Origin of the sequence: Microcoleus sp. CAWBG27, assembly GCF_020883145.1 — a bacterium.
Classification (GTDB): domain Bacteria; phylum Cyanobacteriota; class Cyanobacteriia; order Cyanobacteriales; family Microcoleaceae; genus Microcoleus.
In genome coordinates, this window is the sequence record NZ_JAHREU010000118.1 from 1 (window position 1) to 10,465 (window position 10,465).

The 10,465-nt window shown below is 41.2% G+C and carries 4 protein-coding genes and 7 pseudogenes; 5 read left to right on the forward strand and 6 right to left on the reverse strand.

What is annotated here, in order from left to right:
• Positions 1 to 319 precede the first annotated feature (319 nt).
• Positions 320 to 1,461: pseudogene (locus QZ938_RS31915) on the forward strand (ISAs1 family transposase).
• A 750-nt stretch (positions 1,462 to 2,211) separates the two neighbouring features.
• On the opposite strand, the gene QZ938_RS31920 reads toward QZ938_RS31915, so the two are convergent.
• Entirely contained in the window at positions 2,212 to 3,645 is a 1,434-nt protein-coding gene (locus tag QZ938_RS31920; protein ID WP_293356293.1) for a site-specific integrase, read from the reverse strand.
• A 171-nt stretch (positions 3,646 to 3,816) separates the two neighbouring features.
• On the opposite strand from QZ938_RS31920, the gene QZ938_RS31925 reads away from it, so the two are divergent.
• Together QZ938_RS31925 and QZ938_RS31930 are read left to right on the forward strand one after the other, a co-directional pair.
• Positions 3,817 to 4,152 (forward strand): FAD-binding domain-containing protein, encoded by a 336-nt coding sequence (locus tag QZ938_RS31925; RefSeq protein ID WP_293356296.1) that lies wholly within the window; start codon positions 3,817 to 3,819, stop codon positions 4,150 to 4,152.
• A 237-nt stretch (positions 4,153 to 4,389) separates the two neighbouring features.
• Positions 4,390 to 5,332, forward strand: a pseudogene (locus QZ938_RS31930) (IS5 family transposase); the annotation flags it as partial.
• Positions 5,333 to 5,339: 7 nt separating this feature from the next.
• Here the strand turns inward: QZ938_RS31930 and QZ938_RS31935 are convergent.
• The 3 pseudogenes from QZ938_RS31935 to QZ938_RS31945 form a co-directional block, all read right to left on the reverse strand.
• Positions 5,340 to 6,007: pseudogene (locus QZ938_RS31935) on the reverse strand (transposase); the annotation flags it as partial.
• Between the two features lie 45 nt (positions 6,008 to 6,052).
• A pseudogene (locus QZ938_RS31940) lies at positions 6,053 to 7,133 on the reverse strand (ISKra4 family transposase).
• Between the two features lie 118 nt (positions 7,134 to 7,251).
• A pseudogene (locus QZ938_RS31945) lies at positions 7,252 to 8,029 on the reverse strand (DUF6444 domain-containing protein); the annotation flags it as partial.
• A 60-nt stretch (positions 8,030 to 8,089) separates the two neighbouring features.
• Between QZ938_RS31945 and QZ938_RS31950 the strand changes: the two are divergent.
• Both QZ938_RS31950 and QZ938_RS31955 read left to right on the forward strand, forming a co-directional pair.
• Positions 8,090 to 8,579, forward strand: a pseudogene (locus QZ938_RS31950) (transposase); the annotation flags it as partial.
• 125 nt (positions 8,580 to 8,704) lie between these two features.
• Positions 8,705 to 9,118, forward strand: coding sequence for a hypothetical protein (locus tag QZ938_RS31955; protein ID WP_293158429.1), 414 nt, complete (start codon positions 8,705 to 8,707; stop codon positions 9,116 to 9,118).
• A 179-nt stretch (positions 9,119 to 9,297) separates the two neighbouring features.
• Here QZ938_RS31955 and QZ938_RS31960 read toward each other — a convergent pair whose 3' ends face one another.
• Both QZ938_RS31960 and QZ938_RS33195 read right to left on the reverse strand, forming a co-directional pair.
• Positions 9,298 to 9,837: a cyclic nucleotide-binding domain-containing protein gene (locus QZ938_RS31960; protein WP_293158432.1), complete on the reverse strand. Its 540-nt coding sequence runs from the start codon at positions 9,835 to 9,837 to the stop codon at positions 9,298 to 9,300.
• Between the two features lie 90 nt (positions 9,838 to 9,927).
• Positions 9,928 to 10,215: pseudogene (locus QZ938_RS33195) on the reverse strand (RNA-guided endonuclease TnpB family protein); the annotation flags it as partial.
• Between the last annotated feature and the right edge of the window lie 250 nt (positions 10,216 to 10,465).

The following is a 10,465-nucleotide window of genomic DNA, read 5'->3' on the forward strand; positions in this document are numbered from 1 at the left end:
GTATGGGTTCAATTATTTCCCATTCTGAATCCGTTAAACTGCTACAATAAGGCATGGCTGCTACTGGATAATGCTTTTACGGTCACGCTACCACAAGACCGTAAAAGATGTCAAATGGGTTCTATAGTACAATATAGTACAAAGCTAAACCCTATAGGTTTCCAAAATTTAGTACAAGTTAAAATAGCGTATCCTTATCCGTTATTTTACTCTACTTTTTGTGCAGGGCGAACGCATCTAAATTTTATGTTAACAGAATATGGTATATTGGAGAAAAATTATTGAGTAACTACAAAACATTTAATTAGGGTTTACCTGTATGAAACTCAAACCTAAAATCACCATCGCCGACCATTTTTTAGACTTAGAAGATCCAAGAATTGAGCGGACGAGACATCATCAATTAATTGATATTATCACCATCTCAATCTGTGCTGTGATTTGCGGTGCTGATACATGGTAGATATCGAAAGTTACGGTCGAGCTAAATACGAATGGTTAAAAACTATTTTAGAATTACCAAATGGCATACCTTCACATGACACAATTGCGCGAGTATTTTCTCGCCTAAACCCGGAACAATTTCAGAAATGTTTTTTGAGTTGGATTCAATCTATTAGCTGCTTAAATCCAGGATAAGTAATCGCAGTTGATGGCAAAACTCTTCGCCATTCTTACGATCGAGGAGAAGATAAAAAAGCAATTCATATGGTCAGTGCTTGGGCCACCAGTCAAAGATTAGTTTTAGGACAAGTTAAGGTCGATAAAAAATCCAATGAAATCACAGCTATTCCGGCTTTACTTAAAGTATTAGAATTAAATGGAAGCATTGTCACCATTGATGCAATGGGCTGCCAGAGGTCAATTGTGAAGTCAATTGTCGAACAAGGAGGAGATTATATGATCACCTTAAAAAAGAACCAACCATCCCTGTATGCCAGAGTAGAAGAGTTGTTCAAGCAAGCAATTAGACAAGGATTTTTGGGATTTACACATACAGCTTATTCGCCAAAGAAATAGAGTAATCACGGTCGCTCAGAAATCCGACATCACTTGATGCTAAGTGACATCAAAGAACTGATTGACCCCGACAATCAATGGGAGAAACTTAATAGTATAGGCATGATAGAATCCGTGAGAATAGTGAAGGGAAAAACAACGATTGAAACTCGTTATTACATTAGTAGTTCGCCAAATAATGCTCAAAAATTTGGTGAGTCAGTCCGCAGCCATTGGGGAGTTGAAAATTCTTTACATTGGGTATTAGATGTGGCTTTTCGTGAAGATGATTGTCGGATCAGGAAAGATAATGGCCCGCAAAACTTTGCTATTCTTAGACATATTTCACTCAACCTTTTGAATCAAGAAAAAACCTCAAAAACTCGAGCAAGAAATAAGCGACTTCGAGCTGGGTGGGATGATGACTATTTGACTAAAATTCTCGCTGCTTCAGTCAACTAAATTCTCTTGACCTAACTCATTACTAACTATTATGCAACTTGTAAACAGTGGTTGTAATGTTTTATTGTCTCAAAATGAGCAGCTAGGGTAAAAACCACCATTAATCAGTCCTATTTTCTTACAAAAGTCATTACAAAGCGTGTCTATAGCTTCTAAGAATAGTGAGTTTATCTCAAAATATACTCACCACTGATGAACAGTGTTCAATAAGATGCGTTCCCCCTGACTTTTTGTGGTGGAAACCTATAGGGTTTAGGAATATTTTGGCGTAAAACAAAAAACATACGATTCTAAAGTTATACAAATAAATATAAATTATACAGTATACTTATATACAAGTACAGGTATGCTAAATATAGTAAGTATAAAATTATACGATGCAATTAAAACAGGTTAGAAAGCGAAATAATGTAGGGTAAATAGCGAGTAAATCCCCCCCTCCTTGTCTTTCTATTTAGTGTCTAGAATCGCCAAATTTTGACCTCTTTTGGGGTAAATATGAGGGGTGTGCTAGCCTAATTTTTAATCAATATGAGTAGGAATATACATACTCACTTATTAGTATTAATCATTAATATTAACTTTTGACCCTTGCCTTGTAGTGGTGGCGAGGGTTTTTTGTTCCAGGTCGTTTGTCTATTAGTATTAATCATTAGTATTAATCATTAGTACTAATAGGTATATATGTAAGTAAATATAGACAAAAAAATACCCCCCTTAACAAGGGGGGGTAGTAAAGTGAGAGAAGGGTTAGACCCAGTTCAGTGTCGCAGATTCATCTATTCCCAAATAATGTGCGACTATCACTTCTACGGAATTCTCGCAACTATGAGCGAGTAGCATCAATGCTGATGTATCACCCTTATTTGCCCAAGCGGTAAGGGTAATGTACGTGTGACGGGTGTGGTAAGGGGCGAGATACTGGCTAATTTTGCCTTCATCCACAAGGCGGGTGACAACACCAGGGGTAGCAACTATTCCACCAGTCTTTCTGTTTTTGTACGTGTTGCCATTCCATTGTGCATGAACCAGTTCTGTGTAATATCCCTTGCCATTAGACTGTTTGAATACTAAATCACTTGGGTCTACGATTGTAGGCTTTATGGTATTCAGTAATTCAATCAAAGGCGGGTAAAGCTTAAACATTCTTATTGTCTTGTTTTTGGTAACTTGCGCTTCCTTTGTGCGGCGTCCAAGCGCTTTGCTAAACCATATAATTCCGCTTTCTGTTTTTATGTCGCCCCACCTTAAAGCAAAAGCTTCGCCAGGGCGGCAACCTGTTAAAAACAGAAACTCAATTAAAGGAGCAATCTGCTGAGCACCAGACTTATCTGACTCGTAGAATGCCTTGACAATGATGTCTCGCTCTACTTTCGTAAACGCACGTTTGTCTGAATCTAGCTTGTCTTGCAAAGCGCTATCTTGCACTTTCCACCAGCTAAGGACATCCCCTGATGCTGTAACCGAGGGTTTATATTTGTCCCTCGCATCGGGCTTGTAGTCACACAATAGACCCTTGAAAGGATTTATCTTCGTTTCGCCCCTTTCTATTGCCAGGTCACAACATTCGTTTAGTGCTAGCAATATTCTCATTTGGTTTTCTTTCCCAATAGGAAGATTTTGCGCTTTGCTTTTTAAGGTAGGCGAACAAATAGATTCATTCATGATGCCTCTATCTGTTTCTATGTGCGTTCGCTTGTCCCACTTCAGCCCCTTAAGTGCGTTAGTGTAAATCACTTTAAAGTTCAAGAAAGTGGAGGGTTCCACTCTCTTCTCCTTCCATTCTAGGTACGCTTCCCACATTGTTCCTACTGTAATTTCAGGCTCAACTTGGGGTATGCCTGGTAACTGAAGTACATCAGCTAATTTGGCGTACTTACCACCTAATAAGCCTGCTAAGCCGTACTTCTCAAGCGTGCGGTCAAACAGCTTATCCCATTCGGGATGGTCTAAATCGGATTCCATTTGTACTGCTATCAGTTCTGCACGCCTACAATCATCGGGATTAGTAGCCGAGAAGCCTGCTTTACCTAGGTAGAGATACTTTGGCTTACCCTTCAGTGATTTACCGTCCATCAACTCCCAGAGGGGTGTATGACGCTTAGGGAATGACAGACGAATACTACCCTTATCGATCGCAACTTTTACGTCACAACCGACCTGAGCTTTACTTTGAGCTTTCATTCTGGTTTCTCCTTTTGAATGGCTGTAACTATTGGTTTGTCAAGGTTCTGTGGTTTCTAGAGCTTTTCTAGATTTTGTCTAGATTCTCTGTGTTCGGCTATTACTACTAATCATTAATACTAATATGCAGGCAGTATAGCATGATTTCTTCCCAACCACGATTGAATGTGGATGGCTAGTTATTTGGTACACTGGCGCCGCGTGCGCTGGCAAGCTGGAGCTCGCTGGTTTTTGCAACATTTGCTAGATGGAGATCCGGCAAGCAACAATCTTTCTTGGCAGTGGGTAGCGAGCACTTTTAGTCACAAGGCTTATTTTTTTAATCGGGAAAATCTGGAACGTTACACTAAGTCAGTTTATTGTCGCGATTGCCCCCTGTACGGGCAATGCGATTTTGAGGGAACTTACGAATATTTGGAGAGCAAGTTGTTTCCCAATGGCGAAAAGGTCGATCGCACGGGCGGCTCTCAAAGTTGGCAACGCCCTCAGAAAAAAAGGAAAAATTAAGGAAGTTCGCCAACATATTCTACATGATGTTTGATAAAGGTTTGTAGTGAGGACTTCAGTCCGCATCAAATGAGAGAGGACTGAAGTCCGAACGATCAAACCAAATTACTAATTAGGGCTTGCTGAATAAGCCTAAAAGCCTTACCTGAAAAGACGTTGACTCGCGAACGGCGCGGATAAAGTGTAAGACTATGAGGTAAAATCAGTCAAAAGCCATGCACAGCATCACTTTCGTTCATGTACCGAAAACTTGACCCAACCCCAAAAGCACCGTCCAACTTTGAGCTACCCTTCGAGGGACAATTATCAGAGAATAATCGTTGGGTAATCATGGAAAAAATAATTCCGTGGTCAGAATTTGAAATTGAATATGCCCAAAATTTTACAGTATCTACAGGAGCACCCGCTAAATCATTTAGGATGGCATTGGGTGCATTAATAATTAAAGAAAGACTCTTAAACTAGCGACAAAGAAACGCTAGAACAAATAAAAGAAAACCCATACCTACAATACTTTATAGGTATGGAAGCTTATAGTAATGCTGCACCATTTGATTCATCAATGTTCGTTCATTTTAGGTAAAGAATAGGAGTCAATCTAGTCAATAAAATCAACGAAAAAATGGTCAAAAACCATACCCAAGTGCAAGGAGAGGAAGTAGAAAAAGAATCATCAGAAAGAAGTGAACCCAAAAATCAAGGAAAATTAATATTAGATGCAACCTGTGCGCCAGCAGATCTTAAATATCCGACAGACTTAGGACTATTAAATCAAGCCAGAGAACAGACAGAAAAAATTATAGATATACTACACAATCAAACTAAATCACCCGAAAAAAAAAGCCGAGAACCTATCGAAACAGAGCCAGAAAAGAATACCTGGCCATAGCAAAACAAAAAAAGCCACGAGTAAAAAAGAAGAAAAGCAATTAAAAAACAACTGCAATACATACAAAGAAATTTGGGAAGTATAGAGAGAATGGGTGAGCTACAGTTATTAAGCAAATCTGATTATAGAATGCTATTAGTAGTGACAGAAGTCTACCGCCAACAGTTGTCAATGTATGAAAAGAAAGAACATAGTATTCCCGACAGAATAGTAAGTTTAAAACAACCACATATCCGCCCTATAATCAGAGGGAAAGCTGGTAAATCCGTTGAATTTGGGGCAAAACTGTCGTAAGGATTCAGGTCTGTGATTGAGGAATAAGAGAAGGCATCAAAAAGTTACTCATATTGGGCAGATATAGCATCACGGAAAAAAGCCATTGCGCTTTTACCTTGAAACCGACAAGTCTGAATCACAGATAACAAATCAGCAGTTTCCTCAAACCGAGACATTGACCTCGAACCCCCAGATACCTTACGTTTGGTCACGGCTAATCGCAGAGAACGTTCTGCCAAATTATTATCAGGAGGAATGGATGGATGGTCTAAAAAGTACCACCATTGATCTGCTTTCTCACGCAACGAGCGCAATAATAATCCCGCAGCATGACCCACATGACCGAGCCCAAGTATTTAACAATTTCGCCAACCGGGTCTTAAAGTCCCCCGCCCAAGTCTGATAATCAATCTCAAGGGGGTGTTCCCGCCATGTTCGATGCTGTCGAAATGCCTCATCAATTAATGCCAAAAATGCTTCTGCCACAATAGTGTTGTTACCGTGGCCGATTTGCAGAACTTTCTTAAAGTGTCGCCGTAGATGGGCTAAACATTTCTGCTGCGCTCCCACAATCACACCGTTATAGACGCTAAAATCATCAGAGCTCAACACTCCAGCAAACTCCTTGCCCAGCATGGTTTCTAATTCGGCTCTGCTGCGAGTGTCTGCTGCATGGAACAGGCAAAACTTTGGGAGCATAACAGTTATGCGATAAGTATAAATACTGATGATAATTTAAGCTGCTGCTTTGAGATTGACACCAATCATTCCATTTAAGTAAGCTACTCGATGAGCCAAGACTTGCGGGACATTTTGCTCATTCCATTGTGCGCCAGAAATTTTGATACGACGACCAATCTGTTTGATTGCTGATTCCACGGCACCAGAACCAATTGAACAAATCTTATTTGACTGATAATAGTGGTAATTAACGATGCGTGCAGGCGTGTTTATTGAGATATACGCAGAAATTCTGTGCTGCTTTTTTGGTCAGATTTGCAAAAAGTTGTTTCGCTTTCTCCACCTGTCCCATCCATAAATAAGCTTTGGCCTGATTGATTCTGCGTTGTGAACCGCCAACCTTATTCAAATTTTCGATCAGATGATACCAGTCAAGGATTTCTCGGCGTTGTCCATTGGGGGCGACTAACCCAATAATATTCCAAATTCCATCATGTCCATCTCCCAAACAGGTAACAACCTTGGCGATGGGTTGACTGTTGACCCAATCAATCAGCCCAATATTATCTTGATAACCTGCGAGCAATCCGATGTTGGTGTGAATTGCTTTATAGTCTCTGTAGATACATTCTAGTCCCTGTGCAGTTCTTAATCTAACTTTTCCTCCATCTACACATAATTCTTTAATTAGTTCTGTGACTATCGGCAACTGAAACTCTTGCCGATGGACTAATCGGGCGTTGTGACATGGCATTAGTTTGGACACCGGTGATGTATTCTAAATCTACTGCCGTTTGCTCGTATGACATATTGGCACTCAATCTCAGACAACATTGTTCCAAATGTGGACTGACTCTTGTGCAGGGCTTAACTCCAAGTATTTTAGCTTGTTTTTCACTAATTTTTAGTATCCCTAATGTACTGGTAAGTTTTCTGGTTCTGCCGGAAGTTGTTCCTGTTGATTGCTTAAAAAAAAGCGGCAATTTCGGGACTGACATACTGTTGAAGCTGTGTCTGAATAGTTTTTTCTATACTTCCTTTGCGTGAACTGTTGTTCAGATTCAGCTTCTGTATATAAAATCTCAGCAATTGCTCTGGTATATTCTTGCAGCTTTCTTTGTTTCTCTGGATTCATGATTTTTCAAGAGTGGTAAACATATTTAATTATGGACTAATGAGGGGCATAGTATTTGTGAGTATTTATACTCATTGCGTAAGTGTTATGCTCCCCAAAACTTTTGACCTGTGGCTGTCCACAACCATTCTTTGACTCCCTTGACACACCATGGAGTTTCATCGACATGGACGTTGGATTGTAGTGGTGCCCATTTCCAGAGTTCTTCAACGGCTGGCTTTACAGCATCAGCTACCCGCGCATTTGTTGCTTGTAAAGTACCCAGCCCTATTTCAATTCCACCTAGTTCCCGCAGGAACTCTTGTTGTTTTTCATAGGACATATGCCCATAATTACCCAACCAGCTCTGCGGATGCTTGTAGGTCAATGCTTAAATCTTGTCCTGGAACTATGCCCGGTGAGACTGGTCCAATCACCATTGCTCCGCATTCATTGCATTGACATTTGACTCGTTGATATTCCACTACTTCAATTGGTCTGGTAACTAAACACGCTACTTGCTGCTTGCTATAACCGATCGCATCACTTAATTCAGTGCTACCACAATGCTCGCAAGAAGAAGGGGTGCTGATTTGATATCTATCTACTCGTCCAAATCCTTTTCGGGTTTTCCCGATATGTCCTGGTTGCCCTCCTGGTTTGCGCTTTGGCTTGTCTTCTGACTCTTTTGAGTTGTCAGCTTTGGGTGTCTCTGGTTTCTGGATCAGATCGCTCGATGGTGGTCTTGATGATGTTTTACTATTACTGGGCTGTCTCTCTTTGAGCTTTTCGAGCTCTTCTTGCAGTTTTTCTATCAGCTTCTGTTGGGTGAGCACAATTTTGACCAGTTCCTCACGACTCAACTGGTCAACCATTTCTAATGTTAGTGCTGCTGATAACTCTGACTTTTCGCTCATCTGACTACATTACCATATTTTTCGGCTCGGGAGCGAAACTATTTTTACCTGAATCCTTACAAACTGTCAGCCAGTTGTCTCCAGGGTTACGTATTTTTAGACCGAATTAGTTGGGATAACTTCAACGAATCAGGAGACCTTAAAAGACAAGTAGAAGCCTTTAAACAATTTACCGGATTTTATCCTGAATCAATTCATGTAGATCAGATATATCGAACCAAAGAAAATAGCGTTTGGTGCCAAGAACTCGGCATTAGAATGAGCGGTGTTCGTCTAGGAGGAAGACCTCCCAAAAATCTGAGCAAATCACTAAAAAAACAAGCTCAATCAGACGAAAGAATTCGTAACTTAATTGAGGGGAAATTTGGAGAAGCTAAAAGAAGATTCAGCCTCGGTAGAGTGATGACTAAACTTAATAATACTTCTGAAACAAGCATCGCAATAACTTTTCTGGTGATGAATCTTTCTGCCCTGCTACGGCAGGCTTTTTGGCTTTTTTTCGGTCTATTTCATAATAAAAACCTTTGGGGATGTTTTTTGGCTTAAATGATTGGCAAAAGCTATATCTAGCCAGAACAATATTGAGAAAACTTATATTGTCGAGGCACTCTCAAATTCACTCATCTTTCTAAATGCTGTTTTCTGACTTTTTCAGCAAGCCCTAATTACCAATTTATGAACAATCCGATTATTTGGCTGCACGGCGACTGTTTGAGTCCACAAGGCCCAGCTTTTCAAGCTCACCCAGAAGCACCAGCAATCTGGGTTTGGGACGATGCACTGATCGATGAATGGCAGTTAAGTCTCAAGCGAATGGTGTTTATTTATGAATGTTTGCTAGAGTTGCCGGTAGTTATTCGGCGCGGCGATGTCGCTGCCGAAGTTATCGCTTTTGCGATCGAATCCGGTGCGAATCAAGTAGTTACAGCGGAAAGTCCCAGCCCTCGGTTTGAGGATATTTGCCGGGAAATTACGATCGAGTTCCCAGTAGAAGTTTTGCCATCCGAGCCCTTTGTCCGCTACGATGGCTACATTGATTTGAAGCGTTTTTCCCGCTACTGGCGCGTTGCCGAAAAATATGTTTTTTAATTTGGCATCTGGAATTGGGAATTGGGCATCGGGCATCGGGCATCGATCCGAAGAGAATTTGTAGCAACTAACTAATGACTACTGACTGCTGACTAATGACTGATGACTAATGACTGTTAGTTGTTAACTAATTAATGACTATCAACTGTCAACTGTCAACTGTCAACTGTCAACTGACTTCAAGTCGCCTTCAAACGCTGCAACAGCCATTCAAATCTAGATTGAGCCAAATCAGGATTTTCGACATTTTGCCCGATCGCGCGATCGTCGTGGGGGTCTTGATATATTAAATAATCAGTATCTTCGCCGAAGCGTTTGACTGTACCCCGCAGTCTCGACGACAGAAATTTAGTAATAGCCCGATAAAACCGCAGGGAAAACAGCACGTCTTGCTCTAGTTTTTCAGTTAGCAGCCGCCTCGGAATTGACAGGATGAGGCATTCATCAATTGCCGTGACGCTAGCAGAAGGAAGCCTCCCGTCTACAAAAGACATTTCGCCCAAGACTTCGCCACAGATGATTTTTCCAATTTCTTTGTCGCCCAAAGATGATACAGCAACGCTCAAAGTTCCATCCAGAACTATGTACAGCGCGTCTAAGGGTTGACCTTCGACGATGAGGGTGGTGCCGGGGGGGACTGTGGTGCGACTGCCGTTGGCGAGCATCCAATCGATGTCGCGATCGCTCAATTCGCCCAATATAACTAGAACTTTGCTCATAAAGTCAGGTTGAGAAGAGATACTTTTTATTTTTTACTTGTTTAGTTGCGTGCTGTTAGGTCGTCAGATAGCTGGTAAAAGTATAGTCATCTATGACATGACGTGGGAGGCATCCAGTCCCTCCCGTTTCCCTTTCACTTTGAGCGGATTAACCCGCCTCGGCTGAGCTACGCAGCTCTCTATCCCATCGCTAAAAGCATTTGGGATTGCTTTTCTTAAGATATTATAAGACCCATTAACATCGGCATTAATCAATCTACCACACGATGTTTTGTACAATCCTCTCTTAATTCGCGAACCGCTAAATGTGACATTCTGAGATCCAATATTTCCGTAGACAGGAATTGGATCTAATGAAAAAAAATTCGATTTGGAAGTAGGTTGAGTCGATGCGGGGTATTATCCCCGGCACCTCTCAGTTAATTAGAGTCGATGCCTGTGTTACCACAGGACACCTCTCCTTCAGAACGCGGACGTGCAGCTTTCACTGCATCCGGCTCCTAGCGCTCTTTCATCACTTTAGCCATAGTATAATATTCCTGAAGCCGTCAAATAGTTAAAATGTATGGTAGTACCCCGCGAACCAGTCCCTACAGTCAGTTTTGTAGACGAATACTGTCAAGCCTAT

What these genes read in the sequence shown, in the direction of transcription:
- QZ938_RS31920 (WP_293356293.1), bottom strand. Translation starts at nt 3,645, where the DNA reads ATGAAAGCTCAAAGTAAAGCTCAGGTCGGTTGTGACGTAAAAGTTGCG.
- QZ938_RS31925 (WP_293356296.1), top strand. Translation starts at nt 3,817, where the DNA reads ATGGCTAGTTATTTGGTACACTGGCGCCGCGTGCGCTGGCAAGCTGGA.
- QZ938_RS31955 (WP_293158429.1), top strand. Translation starts at nt 8,705, where the DNA reads ATGAACAATCCGATTATTTGGCTGCACGGCGACTGTTTGAGTCCACAA.
- QZ938_RS31960 (WP_293158432.1), bottom strand. Translation starts at nt 9,837, where the DNA reads ATGAGCAAAGTTCTAGTTATATTGGGCGAATTGAGCGATCGCGACATC.